The following is an 18,450-nucleotide window of genomic DNA, read 5'->3' on the forward strand; positions in this document are numbered from 1 at the left end:
CATCCCTGTATCCGGCTTCACGCACGACCACCCCAGCTCTCGACACTGCTGAAGGAGGATTGCTAACCTATCTGGCGTTAGCCGCCGCTCAATCCCCTTCTTCGCCTCCGAATAAGCCGCTGCGACATATCCTTCGGTCGCGCGTGGCCGCTTTGGAAGCGCGCCACCTTCGGCAAAGTAAAGGCATTTCCGAGGCAAAGAAGGCGTCTGCCAAACGAAGGGACCTGCCGGCAATGGTCGAATAGCGTTCAACACGTACACGGCGTCGACTTCGCGTTCAGCACGGTATTCGCCAGCGTACTCGATAACCCATTCTCGTAATGAAGCAAAATTAAGATCTACCTCACGAAATGCCGACAGCCACTGATCAATTGGTTGCCATATCTCCCGGAGCCGATCAGTCTCCAATCCGGGATTGAAGTATGTTTGTATCGACACACTGGAGCTCGCATACAAAGCATTGCACTTCCAGCAGCAATACACTTGACTCATAAGCTCTCGGCAAACCCTGAAGAACGGGGTGACAGATCCGCAGCTTGGGCATGTGTCACGTAGTGGCCGATGATGAATCGGACATTCTTGTAGGGCGAGAATTTGGAAGTACCGAGCGTGGTAGCCGACTTTTAGGCATTCAGAGCAGAACCGTAGGCGTTGGGCGACAACAGGGGTCCCCCTTAGGATTTCTAGGATGTCCCCCAGAAGCGCATTCTTTGCTTCATGGAGGGGCATCCCCACGGCAGTGCAGAACCGACTCCACTCCTCACCGATGTTCCCGGTGCAATAAAGAGGACGTCCCAGTGGAGAAACCACTGACGTATAGGAAATCAGCCCTTTAAGTGACTGAGGAGAGAGGGCGTTCGCGTAAGCAAAGCGGAGCAATATGCCCACCATAGAATCGCCATACAGATGCCAACGAGGACTCCAGTTCCATGATGCCTCTTGCCCAAGACTCATCTCCGTCTCCTTGGCGCTTTACTCTCTGGCATCTGACTCAGCATCGCTCGCGAACTGATCAGACCACTGGATTGAACGGCAATACGCCACGCATCCTCATCTGGTGGCAGCGCCCCGCTCCCTCGCTGATATGCAGATTCCAGCAAGGAACAAGCCGTTTCGGTGACGTATTGCATTTCCACTTCAGCGGGCACCCCTTCCCGAATTGCATAACCCGAGAAAATAGACCACGCCCTCGCCGCCTCATGCCAAAGACGCCATCCACGGTCAAATGCCTTGGGAAAGCAGAATCGTGAGATTGGCCATTCGCTGCCTTGAGGAAACCGACATTTATCGAAGGACTCGAGAAAATAGGCGAGTTCTTGAGAACTTCTTATTCCGTAGAGGTAATGTTCGTTCTCAAAATAGCGTCGGACAGGCTCCTCCCTAGCCTCATCATGTAAACAGTCCCTTATCGTCCGCAATGATTCATATCCCGCTAGCGCGACCACAAGATTCGTTCCCTCGTCGGCTAGGTCATCTTGAAATACTGCCAGCTGCAACAACTCCTCGGGCAGCAAGGTATGAGCGCGATCAACGATCAATAGAAGACGGTCACTATCGTGTGCATTGGCTCTCGTAAGGAGATTCCTTAAGAGGCCGAGACGAAGCGCATCGGGATTACGCCATGTCGCAAGATTCGGAATGAGTTGGGTGACCAGCGAGGACCAGAATCTCACAGGGTGATAGACCGTTGCCCCTGGGGACCGAACAAGCGCGATGGGAATTTCGGAGTAAAGCTTTGGCCATCCAGCAACTAAAATGCGGAGTGCCGTCGTCAACCCCATCAGCGGTTTGGAAACAACGACAAAGCCTTTGGTGCGAGCCCGGATAGCGTGTTCGCAACTGCGAAGGAGGTGTTCTGAAGCTTGCGTCGGATAAGTAATTTGGCGTAACTTGACCGGATGTCGCTCCCAGATTTCCCCTCGGTCAACGATGGAGTTCATCTTGCTCCCCCCCTCCATCCAACTCGCTCTGCCACAACAAATCGCGCAGTTCCGAGCGGGCTACTTCAGATGGTAGCGCAAGCGAAGGTAAATCCGGACGCTCGGCATTAGGCTTGCTCAGACTTGCGGCAGTTACGCCAGTGCGATGGTCGATTTCGGCAAGCCGAGTTCCTGCTTTGGAGACTCGCTTGTGTTTAGTCTCCGCACCGCCCTCAGTAGCGGCCTTGGCCGCAAGATGCGCTAGATATGCAGCCACCGGATCTGCATGAGGTGGTATTGCAAGGGTTCTTAGGTGTTTCAACCGATTGATTGCCCGACGCATTTCCCGCGTGTGCGGTGTTCGAGACCAGGGGCCTTGCGCGATGAGCATTCCTAGTTTTATACCGGAATCCATGACGCTTGCCTCGACGCTCCGAAAATCGTCCTCGTCTATGGCAATCCGGAGTTTATGGCCGATCAGATGCCAAGACTTTGCAAGTATTGGATTGGTATATCGAGCCCGGTCCAAATTGATATATGGCCTCCTACCTACCCTTTGTGAGCCGCGGACAACGACCTCCTCATAAACAACAGATAGGCAGTTGCTTACATGCCGCTCTGAGGGCAACGTTCTTAACAGGAAATGCTGACAAGGATCGGTTACCAACTGGCGCAAGAGTTCAATTGGTGTGAGCATGCCGATGCCTTCACTTGGGATCGCATTTTGCTGAGCGATCACTACTTCAATCAGTTGAAGCACTTCAGACCAGCGAATGCGCAACTTGACCGCAGTTTGTACTGGATCATTTTTCCGCGCATCAACCGGGCTTGATCCGGTGGTGCTTGGCAGTCGCTGAGCGGATGACCTGAGAACTTCAAGAATCTTTCGTTCGACATCCGCTCTTCTATACCAGGCCCCCACCGGTCCCAAATTGATGAAACTTCCGATAACCTCACCGAGATCCGACAGCAGCCCGATATCCTGATGAGCAAGGGCGTTGTCGACAACCAAGACCGTCCAGGGATGGTAGGCAAGACTGGGGATGAGTCCGCTCGGCAGTCCCGCATCCGGGTGGCCATACGTCAGGCCGCTAATAGAGAACTCCTTCGGCTTCCAGGGATTCAGGGCATTCTGAATCGCATGCCTGATGTCGCGTGAAGTCACTGAATTGGTGAAAAACGCGTACCAACTGCAGATCGCTTTCGATACCAACTCAATGACGACGACTACATGAATCCTCTCTATCGCAACGTCCCTGACACCTCCGCCCAGTATTGGAATAGCAACCGTTGTAATCAGGTCGAACGTAAATTCGTCAATTCCGACAATGTCGTAAGGCAGCTGAGGGGACAACAGAGAACTATGTCCGCTGCCAACATGGAGGCGAGTACCCGCATCCTTACCATAACGCGCCCGGATGAATTGATGCGGTTTCTTCTGCCCCACTCTTTTGACATAGTTGATGAGCGACGTTCGCCCCTTGGTTTTTGTGTTGAAAGGCCATTGTTGGTCTGCATTGCGGCCGACTTTCTCGCATAGCTGGAGGAAGACTCGATGTAAATCGACAATCGAAATTTTGGCTTCAGCAACTTTGACCCCTGCTGGTAATCGTTTGAGAATCTCCTGCTCGATGCGCTCTTCCAGCTCAGGAAACTCGTCAAACAGTTGAGTCAATGCACCGGAGCAACCGCCACGGCCCGCACCCTCCATCCGGGCAACCCTCGTTCTTCGGATATAGGGCCGCACATGAATAAAAGGTAAAAGACCACGTTCTCCGCAGATATCACCGTTTCCATCGGGTTGAAGACATTTTGCTAGCAGGCGCCTGACCTTCGCACTCGAAACCCCGGTTTCCTTGGTGATTTCTCGGTAAGAGGCTTGGGCGAGCAAAGCCGTAATGGCTTTCCGATTCCGTAGAAAATCCTCACGTTTTTCCTCAGGAAGCGCATAAGCATCGACAGAAGGCCAAGTACGTATGTCACGCCGAGTAGATGGAATGCGCTGTAATACTGTGTTCTTACGCATGGAGGTCCTCCATGCGGTGCAGTTTTGTGGCCAAAGTTAGCGGCGTGGATTCAAGGTCGCCGAGAACGCTGCCGTCCAACATTAACCCGAAGATAGCAGCTAGCGTGATTCCCCTATCGTCACCGCCTGTTTCAATCAACTCTCCGATCGATGCTACTCCCCCGCATAAACGTGAGAGCACAAGTGTTCTGGCACCAGCCACGGAAAATTCTTTTGCGGCTTGGAGCACCTGCAGCATGCGCAGGCAATTCCAAACGCGTGTGGTATGGGGTTTTAGTTCGTTGATAGTAAAAAGGCGATACAAAACTTGATGAGCGGCCGCCAATTTTGCCTGCGCTTCCAGCTGTTTTTGCTGTGCGTCATCTATCGCTTCAACGTCGCCTTTTACTTCATCCCAGGCAACCGTCCCGTCTTTGAAATGTACTTCGGCATCAAATCTCGTTCCAACAACTTCGTGGTTGAGGCGAATGGCGAGTGATGGCGCTTCCAGTTCATAAGAACGCACTCTCAGATCAGATTCCAAAAGTGCAAAGTGAAACAGTGCGGGATCCGATGGCAGCAAACAGGATATTTGCAGTTTGTATGACCACACTGACCACAAGTTATGCAGCTTATGGCCCCGCTCTGCCACTGCAAGACGAATCGTAGTGGGGGCTTGATGTATTTGCACATGGCCTATCGTACTCATGATATCCACCCATACTGAGAAGTAATGTCATACGCTTCAAAATATGAATCCGGAGTTGTCCCCGCTTAGGCTGCACTACCAATTTGAGACAAAAAACGACCTACTCTTCAGGAAAAAACCTGAAGTTCGATTAACGATCTGAGGAATATTGAACACGGTCTTGACCGAAAACCGCGTGGCAAAGATACTAACAAGCGCCAACTAGCTGTAAATTCACCGGGCGATCTCGCCCCAGACGGGACAAGCCGTGAGGATTGTCCCGTCTACATTTTCGTCTCCTGATTTATGAGCTGGTAAAGGAGTAACGCACGTCCGTCATTTTTCCCCTTGCTTTTTTCGTTCGGCCTTAATCGCTGGCGGATGGCAACGATTTTTCCTGGATATAAACGGTCGATTTTTTCCCCAAGCTCATTACAGAGCTGATATTTTTCTAAAGAACCTTGTTTCGGGAGCACCAACTGACGACGAAACTTTTTGGCCGCTTGCAGAATTTCGCTAAATTCGACTTCATTCAAATGAAGCCATTTGGTAAATCGGCTCAAGAATTCCTGACTCGGAGAGTGAAGACACACCTCAATAGCAAAAGTGTGGGGGTGTTCATAGCCAAACACCCTTTCCACCTCGTACTGGCGTAAGCCAAAATTAAGCAGTCTCTTCTGAGAAAAATCTCCAATCAGGCTACTCATCGCGGCTGGTCTTTCTTGACGGATTGGTTTAAACCTACCCACCAGCCTATATTAGCTAAGCATTTGTTTCAACTACATTATTTAATGCAACACAACGAACTTTTGCAATTTTCTGGAATTTTTATACCAGAGTCAGAAAGCCCTGACTCTGCACATTGGCGAATAGGCATCAATATTTAGTGAATTGGGTGACTTCCGCGTTCACCTAAGCCCATGTTTTCCTGACATCGCACGTGCAAACTAACCCATTGTCGTAAAAAAACACCACTAAAAGTTGGAGAAGAAAAAGATAACCTGTTGGTTATTTTTAACTCTTTTGCAAAGCATCAGAATAGCTATTAGTGGAGCGAACTACCGGTGCTTCTGGGCTCCCGGTACCAGCTACCGATCGGCTGACGCTGCCCTAACGACGGCATCAGCCTGCGCTCACCGTGACCTGACTTTCGCAGCCGATCAACGCTTCCAGGGCTTGGGGTTGCTGCAGTAGATCCGCCAGGGTGTAACTGTCCAGGACCAGGAACATCCCCGCCAGGGCTTCGGCCAGTATGGCCTTCAGGCGACAGGCCGGCTGGATGCGGCAGTCGGAACCGGTGCTGAAACACTCCACCAGGCTGATGTCGCCTTCCGTGTGGCGAATGACCCGTCCCAGGACGATCTGCTCCGACGCCTGGCCCAACCGTATGCCGCCGCCTTTGCCCCGTACCGTTTCCAGATAGCCGGCCTTGCCCAGTTGGTGCACCACCTTCATCAGGTGCCCGCGGGAGATGCCGAAGGCGGCCGTGATTTCGGCCACGGTGGCCAGGCGTTCGGGGTGCAGGCCCAGGTAGATGAGCACCCGCAGGCTGTAATCGGAAAAGGTACTGAGCTTCATGACTGTTCACACCGTAAAGATATATTTGTTGTATTGATTTAGGTTGATGCGCCTGTTACATTAAAGATATACGAAATTTCAATCTTTTGGGTGACGGACGCTTTGCTCCAACCGCCCATGTCTTTGCGTTTTCCCCATGTCCCAGCCTCCCAAAGCGCCCAAAGTCATCCCGATTCAACCGATGTTCCAGTCCGACGCGAAGGTGTATCCGCGTTCCATCTCGGGCTGGTTCGCCAACTGGCGCTGGGGCCTGGTGTGGCTGACCCAGGCGGTCTATTTCGGCCTCTGCTGGCTGCCCTGGAACGGCCGTCCGGCGGTGCAGTTCGACCTGGACGCCCGCCGTTTCTACATTTTCGACCTGGTGTTGTGGCCCCAGGACACCATCTACCTGGCCATCCTGCTGGTCCTCTCCGCCCTCGCCCTGTTCCTCTTTACCACCCTGGCCGGCCGCCTGTGGTGCGGCTACAGCTGTCCCCAGACCGTCTATACGGAAATTTTCCTGTGGATCGAAAAGGTGATCGAGGGTGACCGGCCCAAGCGCATGAAGCTGGACGCAGCGCCCTGGGATGCCCGTAAGGTGGGCATCAAGACGGCCAAGCATGGCGCCTGGCTGGCCTTTTCCTTCTGGACCGGCATTACCTTCGTCGGCTATTTCGTGCCCATCCGGGAACTGGTGGCGGACCTGTGGCAGCTGCGGCCAACCCTCAACGAGGCTTTCTGGGTCGCCTTCTATGGCTTTGCCACCTACGGCAATGCCGGCTTCCTGCGGGAGCAGATGTGCAAGTACATCTGCCCCTACGCCCGCTTCCAGTTTGTCATGTTCGATCCGGACACCCTGATCATCACCTACGACGCCGAGCGGGGCGATCCCCGGGGCACCCGCAAGAAAGGCGCCGATGCCAAGGAAAAGGGCCTGGGTGATTGCGTCGATTGCGGCATCTGCGTCCAGGTGTGCCCCACCGGCATCGACATCCGGGACGGCCTGCAGAACGAATGCATCGGCTGCGCTGCCTGCATCGATGCCTGCGACCAGGTGATGGACAAGATGGAATACCCCCGGGGCCTGATCCGCTATTCCACGGAAAACGCCGTCAAGCAGCACTTCGGCCGCAGCGAGATCATCCGCCGCGCCCTGCGTCCGCGCACCATCGTCTATGCCTCAGTGTTCTTCCTCCTGACCGGGGCCACGGCCTGGTCCCTGGCCACCCGGGTGCCCCTCAAGGTGGACGTGCTGCGGGACCGCAGTACCCTGGCCCGGGAGGCGGACGATGGCAGCATCGAAAACAACTACCAGCTGCAGCTGGTCAATGCCAGCGAGCAGCCCCGGCGCTACACCGTGCAGGTGGCCGGCCTCGAGGGCATCCGCCTCAGCCAGCCGGCCCAGGTGTCCCTGGCAGCGGCGTCCACCGGCACGTTGACGCTGCAAATCCGGGTGGATGCGGGTAGCGCCGACAAGGGCGCCCATCCCATCACCCTGACGGTGCAGGACGAGGCTGACGCCAGCATCCGGGTGACGGAAAAAACCAAATTCTGGATGCCCTGAAGATCGGCCAGGGGCGGTCTTCTCCGCCCTGCCCCGGCCAGGATGGCCTAACGGCGGCGTTTGCTGATGGGGCGTTGCACCGGTTCCGTCGTCAGCCCCAGGGCCTGACGGGATAGGCGATCGGCCTCGCCGTTGCGGTGCCGTGGCACCCAGAGAAACTGCACCGCCTCGAAACGGGCCGCCTTGGCCAGCACGGTCTGCAACAGTTCTGCCAGATGGGGCACCGCGGTATGGGCCTGTCCCTGCAGGTGGCGTACCGCAAAATCGCTGTCGCCGCGCACCGTCAGGCGCCGCGCCCCCGCGGCCCAGGCCAGATCCAGCACCTCGGCCAGGGCCAGCAGCTCCGCCTCGTTATTGCAGCCCAGCTGCCCCGGACGCAGGGAAAGCTCCTGCCGGGCGCCGCCGGGCGACAGCAGCAGCCCGCCCAAACCGATGCGGCCCGGATTGGGGGCCGCCGCGCCGTCGAACCAGGCCTGCCAGCCCTCCCCTGCCTCCACCTTAATGCACCGTGCCCTGGGCCCGGTTGGTCTGCTGCCATTCCAGCACCGTGCGGGCCGCATTGCCCATCACCTGGGAACGCAGTTCCCCCGGCAACTGCTTGGCCAGGGCGCCGAACAGCTCCTGGGTCATTTCCTGGCCCAGGCCTTCCGCCGCCAGGGCGTGGGCCAGGCAGCGGATCTGGATGTCGGCCAGGGTGTTGGCCAGGATCATCCAGCCGTGCTGCGGCATGGCCTGGGGCAAGGCCAGCATCATGCCGCCCAGCTGCTGCAGCAATTGCAGGGCTTCACCCCGGTTTTCCGTGGCGATCATGGTGTGCCAGAGGGCCATGTGGATGGCCTGGCGCAGGTCGGACTTGAAGCTGAAGGCCGCCGTTTCCTCGTTCACCAGGCGCTCGAAGAAGGCCTGGTAGCCTTCGCTCTCCCCCGCCCCGTCCAGGCCGGCGCGCAGGCCGGCCACCATGGCCGAGAGGCCGGTCATGGCGCTGGGACCGTAGACCTGGGCATAGGCCAGGCCCCACTGATCCAGGCCGCTGAGCAGCATGGCCTGGCGCAGGTGGCGGCCGGCATGGTGGTCGCCCGCCTCCCCTTCCCGCTTGTCGTTGGCCCAGCCCATGAGGCGCTGGACGATCTGGGCGATGATCTGGGGCCGCTCTTCCCCCTTGCCCTCCAGAGTCTGGCGGAAAGCCAGGGCAAAGGCCTCCTGGGCCAGGCGGGCAGCTTCCCGTTGCAGGGCGTGGGGCGCCAGGTCGGCGACGGGATCGTTCAGGGTCTGTTCTTCCATGGGGACTCTTATTTCTGCAGGTTCTGCGAATACATGAAGTTTTCGATGCCGGTTTCGCCGATGCGGAACCAGGCCTGTTGCTGGCTGCGGAAGCGCTGCCAGTCGTTATAGATCTTGCGGAATACCGGATTGCGCTCGGCTTCCTCGTCGTAGAGGGGCGGCCGGGATTCGTGTGAAATCCTCGAAAACTTCTGCTAACCATCGGATTTAGTGCAAAAAATCTGGTCAACGCTGCCCCCCCCCTCATTGCTTGTCCGGGTCAAAGAGCGATTCTTGGTTCTCGGCACTTCCTTTGCGCTGCCCGCTGTTTTTCGTTACCGGTGTCTGACTGACGGTAAGCTTTTGCAGGATTTGTTCCTGGCTGACCAACACCGCCCTCGCTGCGGTCAATTCAGTCTCCAGGCGGAGTCCGGCTTGATTCGCATCTTGTAACTTTTCTGCACAGCTTTGATTTTCCACGAGCAATTCATCAACGCGTGCGGTAGTCTGAGCCAAGCGCTCTTCCAATTGTTGATTCTTCAGTTCGGAAACGGCCAGATTTTCTCGGGTTGTGCGTAGCGGACGAATCTCAGTTTCCAAACGATGCAACTCGCTACGAAGATGGGTCTGCTCGCTGGAAAGACGGGCATTATCCTGGTGGCTGCGGATGAGTTCCTGCTGTTTCGCGTTCACCGTTTCCTTGGCTGCACGCAGTTCGCCCTGCAAGAACTGAATCTGCTGCTCGAATTGTCGCTGATCCTGCTCCCGTTGTTCCTTCGCCGCAGAGCGGAAATGCTCCAGAGCCTCTCTGGCATGCTGGTGCTTTTCTTCCATTGATACACGGTGCGCTTCATCCTTTGCCTGTTGCCCCTCCATGTCCTGGATGTGCTGAGTCATTTGCGCCCGAACGATTCTCTCTTCCTGGAGCGTGGCCAGGGTTTCGGCGTGGGCCGTTTTTTCTGCCGCCAACTCCAAGGCTTGGCGCTCAGACTGGCTACGGAAGGATTCGACTTCATGACGTAGCGCGGTAATAGTGTCGTTCAGCGCAGAAATTTCCGCCTTGTGCTTGTCGGTCAGTGCCGCCATGCGCTGATCGGCTTCCTCATGCAAGCGTTCGGCGAGCCTGGCTGACAGGTCTTGAATGGCTTCACTGACCGCAACCTGAGTACCGGTACTCCCACCTTCCTCTTCCTCGATTTCCTTCAGATAGCGGTGGATCGTGCCTTTCGAGCCGGTATTCCCCAATTCGCTACGGATGGCATCGATCGACGGGTAGCGCCCAGTCGCCAATAGGTTGTTACGCGCTCTGATGACTTCTGATTTGTAGATTCCGGCTCTGGCCATGGCATCCTCGAATTTCGTACCGTATTACGTAATATGATATTACATACTAAACCAAGGTAATTCAAGACCATAAAATCAGTAATTCTAAGACGCGATAATGGTTGATTATTTGTTGTGATAAGCAATCGAGCGGAAAACTCATGTAAGAGTGGAACGAAATAAACGGTTTGCTTCCTGACAATTTTCGTACGAAAACTTTCAAAAACGTAACGCAGGGGTCAGCTTCTTGTTGGTATCGGAATCCTAAGATGGCATCACGGTTGGACGAGATGAGTCCGACACGATTAACCCGATGTCACAAGGAGAGAACCATGAAAACGAAATTTTCCCAACTGGCCCTGATTGCAGCGATTAGCTTTGCTGCAGCTGGAACGAGCTACGCTCACGAGGATTATTCCGAGGCTGGCACCAATCATTGGCTGAGTCATGTTTCAGAAGCCAAGGGCGCGCCCACAGCCAATCAACTGGCCCCGTATGGCTACGCTGCGTCGAGAAATGCCGATCGCGAAGTCACGCTGTCTAGCGGAAGCAAGTATCTGAACGTCACCCGCTTGGAGACCATCAAGATCAATCTTGGTGGCAAGAGTGTCGTTTGGACCTTCGATACGTTGGGTACCGCCTCCTTCCCGCTCTCCAAGATCGTATCGGGCGCTGATGGTATCACCGTGTATGTGACCGAAAACCCTGCCTACCAGGGCGGTTGATTAACCTGACTGCTGGGTGACGGAATCGTCATCCAGCAGTTGGCAAATTGTCAGGAGCCCCCCCCTACTATTCACATTGCAGTACAACACTTTCTAAGGAGATGAACATGTTGAAGAAAATGCTCGCAATCCTAGCCCTGAGTTCTCTGGGTGTTTCCGCCTATGCCGTTGATGCATCCCAAGTTGAGAAGTCCATCGAACTCAAAGACGGCTCGACGGTTTATATCTTCAAAGACGGAAAGATGGCCATGGAAGATAAACTTGGCCGCACGGTCCGCATGAAGAAGGATACCGTGATGGAAACCAAAGATGGCCAGAAAATCTTGATGCACGGTGATGAGGTTATGCGCCTCGAGAATATTCTCCGCCCAGCGAGTAGTCGCGGTTAAGACTATTCTGCCGCAGTCACGGCTCCTTCGGGAGTCGTTCTCATTTTGAAATACCGTTCAAGCATCGCCTTCAATTCCTGACTCCATTGGGCATGATCTCTGGATTGGCCTTGTGCGTATAGCACCGGAGCAACTTGCCGGAAGACGGCATGAATCTTGGGGTCGAAATGCTGGGCATCTTCCCGTTCCATGATGCTCAACGTCTCTTCCAATGACAAGGCTGGCTTGTACGGGCGAACGGATGTCAATGCGTCAAACACGTCGACCAGGGCAAAAATCCGTGCGGCTAGCGGGATCGCCTCGCCAATGAGACCATCCGGATAGCCCTTTCCGTCGAAGCGTTCGTGATGATGCCGGATGGTCTTCTCTGCGCCAGCCAGCCACGGATTGCCAGCGACGATCTCGATGCCCAGCATGGCGTGGGTCTGCATGATCTGAAATTCTTCGCTGGTCAGCCGTCCCGGTTTCAACAGAATCTGATCCGGAATGCCGATTTTTCCAACGTCGTGCAGAAAGGCACCCAGCACCAGTTCGGCAATGGTTTCTTTGCCAACGCCCAGCGCTTCGGCAAGTGTGACCGCATAGCAGGTAACCCGGTAGTTATGGGCGTCGGTGTCCGCATCACGCTTGGCGATGGCGTTTCCAAGGGAACGCAGCAACGAAAGATTGGACTCCAGGAGACGAGACGACAATGCCACCGTTTGGCCCAGCAGTCCTGACATTAACGGGTAAAGCAACAGCGCTGCTGCGAATACAGATATCGAGGCCGTCAGCACAGCCCCGCGAATCTGCTGTTCTCTCTCGTGCAGCGCCGAGCGGGACACCAGGGTGATTCCCTCAACATAGCCGGCAAGTCGGCCATCATTGGTGCTCATCGGCAGAATGACCTGAACCAGTTCTTCGCCCGCCACCGAAAATCGTTTGCTATGGCTGCCGGGAGGTGTCGGCCATGGATGGCGCTGTTGTCGGGCGATCTCTTTCAGTGCCTCGGGGATTGGCCGCCAAGCATCAAACACCATCTCCGTATTGGGCGCAAAAACTCGAATCCCGACAAACTCATCGGTCAGCAACTGAGCTATCGCGGAATGGCCATCACCTTTCTCTCCGCTGACCGTCATCTGCATGGCGGGCGACTCGAAATGCCTGACCCCCGCTATGGCGCGCTCAAGGGTGCGCTGTTCTACGCGATACGATTCGACCCAGTAGGCAAGACCTCCCGCGAGACTGCCAACCAGAAGCGCACCGATACCGAGGCGCCGCGCCAACATGCGGCGCAATTGCCGGGGGGTTTCAGGAAGCGCAAAGGTTCTCATCTTAAATTCTGCAGCAATTCCATGAAGTGTTTGAAATGCCCGCTGACGCGATCCAGGGAAAACTGGTACATCAGCGAATTTTCCGAGAATTTCTGTCGCTCGGTATCCATTTCCACCGTATTGCCATCGGCAGCAGTTTGATACGGTACATGGTACTTCAGGGGGAATGGTGGTGCCTGCACTCCCCCTGACAGATGGCTAGTAGCGGTGGTAGCCAATGGCAGCGATCCCGATACACCTTTGACGATTTGGGCGGCTTCTTCGATGTCAATATCGACGGCCTTGTAGCCAGGCGTATCGGCGTTGGCGATGTTCGAGGCCAGAAGCTGCTGCCGATAGACACGGACCCCCAGCATTTTCTGCTGAAAATCATGGCCGGCATGACCCCCTTGCCCGACTGAGAAGTGGTTCGGATGGGCAGATGCCGTGTTGGATGCCATTCCGGGAAATTGTCCGCCATGAGCACCGTGGCCGGCACCGGGGGTGTTGGCTTTTTGGGCAATCGCCTGATTTAATGCTTCGGAGAACACTCCGTTGTCAATGTTGCCCGGCGCTCCTCCATGCCCCTCATGTCCACCTTGAACCGAAGGTAACGGAGTGTTGGCGGACGGGGGAATGGATGGGAGTCCCGCCATGGCAGCGATTACTCGTTCATGATCAGGATGGCCTTCACCGGATCGATCTGGCCGCCGTCATGCCATTTCAGATCGCTGGCCGCCACGGCCGGCTCTGCAAGGCATCCATGATTGCATTCGACAATCCAGCGTTTCTGAAGCACTGTTCGACAATAGTTGTAGGTCAGCATCTTCGGGTCACTGCCGACCGCAAGCGCAAGCGTGCGACATACACATCGATCGCCGTGCTCTGCCGGCTTGCGGATATCCATGGCTGAAATAATCAGGCCCCGGTTTCGGGGCCTTTGCTGGACAGTTATTTACCATCTCGCGGATGGTAGTGCTTGCTCTTGTCCTTAGCTGCGTTTGGTTTATCGGCCTTGGCATCCGGCATGCTTTGCGGCATGCCGGTTTTTTCCTGGACATGGGAATGCGGCTTGCTCGCGGTCTTGTCCATTTGGGCCTCGGCGGCTTTCGGGGCACCTGCCTTGTCATCGGCATAAGCGGCACCAGACATGGCGGCACCGGCGAAAAGAACGGCGGCGATGAGGGAAGAGATTTTCATGATCTTGACTCCTGAGTTTTGGGGATTTCAACGGTCCGAATCGAGTGGACAGATACAGTTTGTGCTTCTGTCACTGTCAACAAGGTGACTTGTCGATTACATTGTTCTCAGGAAGCATGGCCAAATACGGATTCACCAAATGCACGATTGCGTCGGCAAGCGCATCGCGCAATTGCCGTTCGCAACACCCCATCAAAATTCCGTCCTCCAGTGCATCCTGGGCCATCTGGCGAAGTTCATCCAGGTTCTCATTGAGTACCTTGATTTTTTCCGTACAGGCAATGACCTTGCCGGAAGAGTCTTGCCAGCGCACCGACCCCGACGAACTCATCATCGAGTTCACTTTGTCGAATGTTGGGCTAGTACCTGCAAAACCCGGTGCTGGTACTCCATGCTGTCGAGGGTGTATGCCTTCCAATACTCGATGGATAAATTGCCGACTGCAGCCCACCATGCCCCGCTTTGCCCAGGATCATCCAGAGACAGCGATGAAGTTTGCTCAAGGAGTTCCTTGAGCGGGGAAAACTGCGTGGAAACCATCTTTTCCAAACAATCGAGATTCACGCGAAGTAACTGGGAAAGCAAATCCAAATGGAAGTCGGGGGGTAGCTGTCGCGCCCATAACGGGAGCATTACAACCCGGTCACTATTCCGTCAGCTTGTTGCCGTGCTGCTCACAGAGAGCGATTATTTCTTGAGTCTGGGCGCTTAGCCCCTGAAAGACTTGTTGCCTCCGCCTCTCAAATTCTGCTGCAGAAACCTGCCACTGAGAGTCATGGGGGCCGTTCAGTTCGGCAGCGACAATCCGACGCACATAAGCCAGCGCGGATGCCTTGCCTTGCGTCAGTCGCAACAGATCTGCCCTTGCCGCATCGAAGGCATCGCGATGATGGTCTCTCAGACCGGTGGTGAGCACCACAAGAATGGCAACGGCATCCTCAAACGGTCGCATTGAATTGTCTTCTTTGGACAATTTCCCCCCTGATAGTGCTTTGTTCGAACCATCCGCTATTGGATGCCAACCTTCCGCTGCTCAGCCCGCACATAGGCGGTGATATGGGCGACGTCGTCTGGCGTCACACCTTTCACGGGGGCCATGTCACCAAACTTCCAGTGATGGGCCCGCACACCGTTGGCCACGGCCAACTGGAAGGCCGCATCTGCATGATGTGACGGCTCGTAGATCTTGTGCAGCAAGGGCGGTCCCTTTTCCGATCCCTTCAAGTCGCCGCCATGACAGCCCGCACAGTGATTGGCGAACAGCGCCTTGCCCATGACGGGATTGGGCATTAGGCCGGGGCCAGGTTTGGGAATGCTCCAGCCTTGAGCCAGGGCAAGGCTGGGCAGCAGCACAAGAAGCGATGCAGGAATCCAAAACAAACGCTTGCGCCTCATTGCTCCATCCCCTGTTTCATTCGCCACTGCTTGACCAAGGCGTAGATGGCGGGGATGACCGCGAGCGTCAGCACCGTCGATGAAATCATCCCTCCAACCATCGGCGCCGCAATACGACTCATGACTTCGGAACCGGTGCCGGTACCCCACATGATGGGCAGCAGGCCGGCCATGATGGCGACGACGGTCATCATCTTCGGCCGTACCCGTTCGACGGCGCCTTCCATGATGGCCTCGTAGAGATCATGCAGCGTTGGCGCCTGGTTTTCAGTGCGGCGCTTGGCCTTTAGTTCTTCCCAAGCATGATCGAGGTAAATCAACATGATGACCCCGGTTTCCGCCGCAACCCCGGCAAGGGCGATGAAGCCGACGGCGACGGCGACGGACAGGTTGTAACCGAGCAACCACATCAACCAGACCCCGCCGACCAGCGCGAAGGGCACCGACAGCATGACGATTAGGGTTTCGGTCAGTCGCTTGAAATTCAGGTAAAGCAGCAAGAAGATGATCAACAGCGTCACCGGGACGACGATCTTCATTTTCTCGATCGCACGCTCCATGGATTCGAACTGGCCGCTCCAGGTCGCGTAGTAACCCGGTGGGAATTTGACGTTTTCTGCCACTGCCTTCTTGGCATCCGCGACATAGCCACCGATGTCGCGTTCGCGAATGTCCACGAAGATATAAGCGGAAAGCAACGCGTTTTCAGTCCGGATGCCGGGCGTTCCCTTGGCCACCTCGACGCGGGCCAATTGGCCGAGCGGAATCATTGCCCCCTCCATGGTCGGCACCAGCACCTCACGGGCAATCTGCTGCGGATCGGAACGAAGTTCACGCGGATAGCGCACGGTGACGCCAAACCGTTCGCGCCCCTCGACGGTCGTGGTGACCATCTCGCCGCCCAAGGCCTGGCCGATGACATCCTGCAAATCGCCGACCGCCAACCCGTAGCGGGCCAACTGCGTGCGGTCCGGTTCAATGTTCAAGTAAAAACCGCCGGTAATCCGTTCCGCGAAAGCCGAGGTTGTCCCCGGAACCGTCTTGACGACCGTCTCGATTTCACGGGCCAGCCGCTCCATCTCGTTGAGATCCTTGCCGAACACCTTGATCCCGATCGGCGTCCGGATGCCAGTCGAAAGCATATCGATACGCGCCTTGATCGGCATCGTCCAGGCATTCGAGACACCGGGGAACTGCAGTGCCTTGTCCATTTCAGCGATCAGCTTGTCGGTCGTCATGCCCGGGCGCCACTCGGATTCCGGCTTCAGGTTGATCACCGTCTCGAACATTTCCGTCGGCGCTGGGTCCGTTGCCGTGTTGGCACGTCCTGCCTTGCCATAAACCGAGGAGACTTCCGGGAAACTCTTGATGATTTTGTTTTGGGTCTGCAACAGTTCCGCTGCTTTGGTGATCGACATTCCGGGCAAGGAGGCCGGCATGTAGAACAACGTGCCTTCATTCAGCGTCGGCATGAACTCGGAACCCAGTTTGCTGGCCGGGTAAATCGAGACCACCAGAGCAAGCAGCGCAGCAACAATGGTGGTCTTTTTCCATTGCATGACGCCGGCGATGATCGGACGATAAGCCCAGATCAGGAAACGATTCACCGGGTTCTTCGATTCCGGCATGATTTTGCCGCGAATGAACAGCATCATCAGCACCGGCACCAAGGTCACCGAAAGCAAAGCCGCGCCCGCCATCGAGAAGGTCTTGGTGTAGGCCAAGGGCGAGAACAGACGTCCTTCCTGGGATTCCAGCGTAAAGACGGGCAGGAAGGAAACGGTGATGATGAGCAGCGAGAAGAACAGCGCGGGGCCGACCTCTTTGCAGGCCGCAATCATTGCCTCGATGCGATCCCCGTGGGTATGGTCCTCCGGCAAACGCTCGATGTGCTTATGGGCGTTTTCAATCATCACGATGGCCGCATCGATCATCGCCCCGATGGCGATGGCGATACCGCCCAGGCTCATCAGGTTCGAGTTCATCCCCAGCAATCGCATGGAAATGAAGGCAATCAGCACCCCGACCGGCAGCATCAGGATGGCCACCAAGGCACTGCGCATGTGCATCAGGAAGACGACGCAGACCAGCGCGACAATGAGACTTTCTTCCGCCAAGGTGCGCGTCAAAGTATCGATCGCACGGTGAATCAATTCCGAACGGTCATAGACCGTCTGGATCGTCACGCCCTCCGGCAGGCCGGCAGAAATCTCGCCGATCTTTTCCTTCAGGTTATGGATGACTTCCAGCGCGTTCTGCCCGTAGCGCGCCATGGCGATACCGGATACCACTTCGCCTTCACCATTCAATTCGGTGAGGCCACGCCGTTCGTCCGGCGCCAGTTCGACGCGGGCAATGTCACGGACCAGGACGGGCGTTCCCCCTTGTGACTTGACCACCAGGTTTTCAATATCAACCGTGCCCCGCAGATAGCCCTTGCCACGTACCATGTATTCAGTTTCCGCCATCTCGACGACACGACCACCGACATCGCGGTTCGACTCCCGAATGACTTTTGAAACCGCCGCCAGCGGAATGCCATAGGCGCGCAATTTCACCGGATCAACCGTGACCTGGTAGGTCTGGACAAAGCCGCCAATCGAAGCCACTTCGGCGACGCCATGCGCCTTGGTCAGTTGGTAGCGCAGATACCAGTCCTGCAGCGTGCGCAGTTCTGCCAGCGTCTTGTCCTTGGCGAGTAGCGCGTATTGATAGACCCAGCCCACGCCCGTGGCGTCCGGGCCGATCTGCGGCGTGACGCCCTTGGGCATGCGGCCAGCAGCAAAGTTAAGATATTCGAGTACCCGGGACCGCGCCCAATAAATATCCGTACCGTCTTCAAAGATGATGTAGACGAAAGAGGCTCCGAAGAATGAGAAGCCGCGCACGACCTTGGACTTCGGTACCGACAACATGGCCGTTGTCAGCGGATAGGTCACCTGATCCTCAACTACTTGCGGTGCCTGCCCGGGATATTCGGTGTAGACAATGACCTGTACGTCTGAGAGATCAGGCAAGGCGTCGAGCGGCGTTTTCATGACCGCAACGACACCGCCGACAATGACGAAAAGTGTAGCCAGGAGGACGAGGAAGCGGTTGCGTCCCGACCATTCGATGATTTTGGCGAGCATGG

General features: G+C 56.1%; 19 protein-coding genes. 3 read left to right on the forward strand and 16 right to left on the reverse strand.

Annotated elements, in window-relative coordinates; all coding sequences use genetic code 11:
* Nucleotides 1-950: 950 nt before the first annotated feature.
* The 5 genes from AC3QLZ_RS02100 to AC3QLZ_RS02120 all read right to left on the reverse strand — a co-directional run bounded on the left by AC3QLZ_RS02100 (nucleotide 951) and on the right by AC3QLZ_RS02120 (nucleotide 6,190).
* Nucleotides 951-1,940 (reverse strand): hypothetical protein, encoded by a 990-nt coding sequence (locus tag AC3QLZ_RS02100; RefSeq protein ID WP_287874716.1) that lies wholly within the window; start codon nucleotides 1,938-1,940, stop codon nucleotides 951-953.
* Complete coding sequence (locus tag AC3QLZ_RS02105) at nucleotides 1,924-3,945, reverse strand: hypothetical protein (RefSeq protein WP_287874717.1); 2,022 nt, start codon at nucleotides 3,943-3,945, stop codon at nucleotides 1,924-1,926. The genes AC3QLZ_RS02100 and AC3QLZ_RS02105 overlap by 17 nt, the downstream gene beginning before the upstream one ends.
* On the reverse strand, nucleotides 3,938-4,507 hold the full coding sequence (locus AC3QLZ_RS02110) for a hypothetical protein (RefSeq protein WP_287874718.1): 570 nt from the start codon (nucleotides 4,505-4,507) through the stop codon (nucleotides 3,938-3,940). The genes AC3QLZ_RS02105 and AC3QLZ_RS02110 overlap by 8 nt, the downstream gene beginning before the upstream one ends.
* 389 nt (nucleotides 4,508-4,896) lie before the next feature.
* Entirely contained in the window at nucleotides 4,897-5,319 is a 423-nt protein-coding gene (locus tag AC3QLZ_RS02115) for a hypothetical protein (RefSeq protein ID WP_287874719.1), read from the reverse strand.
* A gap of 415 nt (nucleotides 5,320-5,734) precedes the next feature.
* On the reverse strand, nucleotides 5,735-6,190 hold the full coding sequence (locus tag AC3QLZ_RS02120) for an Rrf2 family transcriptional regulator (RefSeq protein ID WP_287874720.1): 456 nt from the start codon (nucleotides 6,188-6,190) through the stop codon (nucleotides 5,735-5,737).
* Nucleotides 6,191-6,326: 136 nt separating this feature from the next.
* On the opposite strand from AC3QLZ_RS02120, the gene ccoG reads away from it, so the two are divergent.
* Complete coding sequence (gene ccoG / locus AC3QLZ_RS02125; RefSeq protein WP_414635386.1) at nucleotides 6,327-7,733, forward strand: cytochrome c oxidase accessory protein CcoG; 1,407 nt, start codon at nucleotides 6,327-6,329, stop codon at nucleotides 7,731-7,733.
* A gap of 47 nt (nucleotides 7,734-7,780) precedes the next feature.
* Here ccoG and AC3QLZ_RS02130 read toward each other — a convergent pair whose 3' ends face one another.
* The 3 genes from AC3QLZ_RS02130 to AC3QLZ_RS02140 all read right to left on the reverse strand — a co-directional run bounded on the left by AC3QLZ_RS02130 (nucleotide 7,781) and on the right by AC3QLZ_RS02140 (nucleotide 10,337).
* Nucleotides 7,781-8,230 carry a ribonuclease HI family protein gene (locus tag AC3QLZ_RS02130; protein WP_197739044.1) on the reverse strand — a complete coding sequence of 150 codons (450 nt, stop codon included), beginning with the start codon at nucleotides 8,228-8,230 and terminating at the stop codon, nucleotides 7,781-7,783.
* A gap of 1 nt (nucleotide 8,231) precedes the next feature.
* Nucleotides 8,232-9,014 carry a hypothetical protein gene (locus AC3QLZ_RS02135; protein WP_130458524.1) on the reverse strand — a complete coding sequence of 261 codons (783 nt, stop codon included), beginning with the start codon at nucleotides 9,012-9,014 and terminating at the stop codon, nucleotides 8,232-8,234.
* A 243-nt stretch (nucleotides 9,015-9,257) separates the two neighbouring features.
* Nucleotides 9,258-10,337 (reverse strand): DNA-binding protein, encoded by a 1,080-nt coding sequence (locus tag AC3QLZ_RS02140; protein ID WP_416244267.1) that lies wholly within the window; start codon nucleotides 10,335-10,337, stop codon nucleotides 9,258-9,260.
* A 311-nt stretch (nucleotides 10,338-10,648) separates the two neighbouring features.
* On the opposite strand from AC3QLZ_RS02140, the gene AC3QLZ_RS02145 reads away from it, so the two are divergent.
* Together AC3QLZ_RS02145 and copK are read left to right on the forward strand one after the other, a co-directional pair.
* On the forward strand, nucleotides 10,649-11,041 hold the full coding sequence (locus tag AC3QLZ_RS02145) for a CzcE family metal-binding protein (protein ID WP_014237658.1): 393 nt from the start codon (nucleotides 10,649-10,651) through the stop codon (nucleotides 11,039-11,041).
* Between the two features lie 107 nt (nucleotides 11,042-11,148).
* A complete protein-coding gene (copK, locus tag AC3QLZ_RS02150; RefSeq protein ID WP_014237659.1) occupies nucleotides 11,149-11,430 on the forward strand; it encodes a periplasmic Cu(I)/Cu(II)-binding protein CopK in 282 nt (93 codons plus the stop codon).
* Between the two features lie 2 nt (nucleotides 11,431-11,432).
* On the opposite strand, the gene AC3QLZ_RS02155 is transcribed toward copK, so the two are convergent.
* From AC3QLZ_RS02155 to AC3QLZ_RS02190, 8 genes are all read right to left on the reverse strand, one after another.
* Nucleotides 11,433-12,743, reverse strand: a complete 1,311-nt coding sequence (locus tag AC3QLZ_RS02155) for an HD-GYP domain-containing protein (protein WP_014237660.1) — start codon at nucleotides 12,741-12,743, stop codon at nucleotides 11,433-11,435.
* On the reverse strand, nucleotides 12,740-13,273 hold the full coding sequence (flgB, locus tag AC3QLZ_RS02160; protein WP_238526304.1) for a flagellar basal body rod protein FlgB: 534 nt from the start codon (nucleotides 13,271-13,273) through the stop codon (nucleotides 12,740-12,742). Before flgB ends, AC3QLZ_RS02155 begins: the two co-directional genes overlap by 4 nt.
* Before the next feature lie 113 nt (nucleotides 13,274-13,386).
* Nucleotides 13,387-13,629, reverse strand: a complete 243-nt coding sequence (locus AC3QLZ_RS02165) for a hypothetical protein (RefSeq protein WP_014237662.1) — start codon at nucleotides 13,627-13,629, stop codon at nucleotides 13,387-13,389.
* Nucleotides 13,630-13,673: 44 nt separating this feature from the next.
* Nucleotides 13,674-13,922, reverse strand: coding sequence for a hypothetical protein (locus tag AC3QLZ_RS02170; protein WP_014237663.1), 249 nt, complete (start codon nucleotides 13,920-13,922; stop codon nucleotides 13,674-13,676).
* 76 nt (nucleotides 13,923-13,998) lie between these two features.
* Complete coding sequence (locus tag AC3QLZ_RS02175) at nucleotides 13,999-14,256, reverse strand: hypothetical protein (RefSeq protein ID WP_014237664.1); 258 nt, start codon at nucleotides 14,254-14,256, stop codon at nucleotides 13,999-14,001.
* A gap of 312 nt (nucleotides 14,257-14,568) precedes the next feature.
* Complete coding sequence (locus tag AC3QLZ_RS02180) at nucleotides 14,569-14,895, reverse strand: hypothetical protein (protein WP_157870639.1); 327 nt, start codon at nucleotides 14,893-14,895, stop codon at nucleotides 14,569-14,571.
* A 35-nt stretch (nucleotides 14,896-14,930) separates the two neighbouring features.
* Nucleotides 14,931-15,317, reverse strand: a complete 387-nt coding sequence (locus tag AC3QLZ_RS02185; RefSeq protein ID WP_014237665.1) for a c-type cytochrome — start codon at nucleotides 15,315-15,317, stop codon at nucleotides 14,931-14,933.
* Nucleotides 15,314-18,448: an efflux RND transporter permease subunit gene (locus AC3QLZ_RS02190; RefSeq protein WP_014237666.1), complete on the reverse strand. Its 3,135-nt coding sequence runs from the start codon at nucleotides 18,446-18,448 to the stop codon at nucleotides 15,314-15,316. Before AC3QLZ_RS02190 ends, AC3QLZ_RS02185 begins: the two co-directional genes overlap by 4 nt.
* Between the last annotated feature and the right edge of the window lie 2 nt (nucleotides 18,449-18,450).

Source organism: Azospira sp. MPR-LB4 (assembly GCF_058809525.1).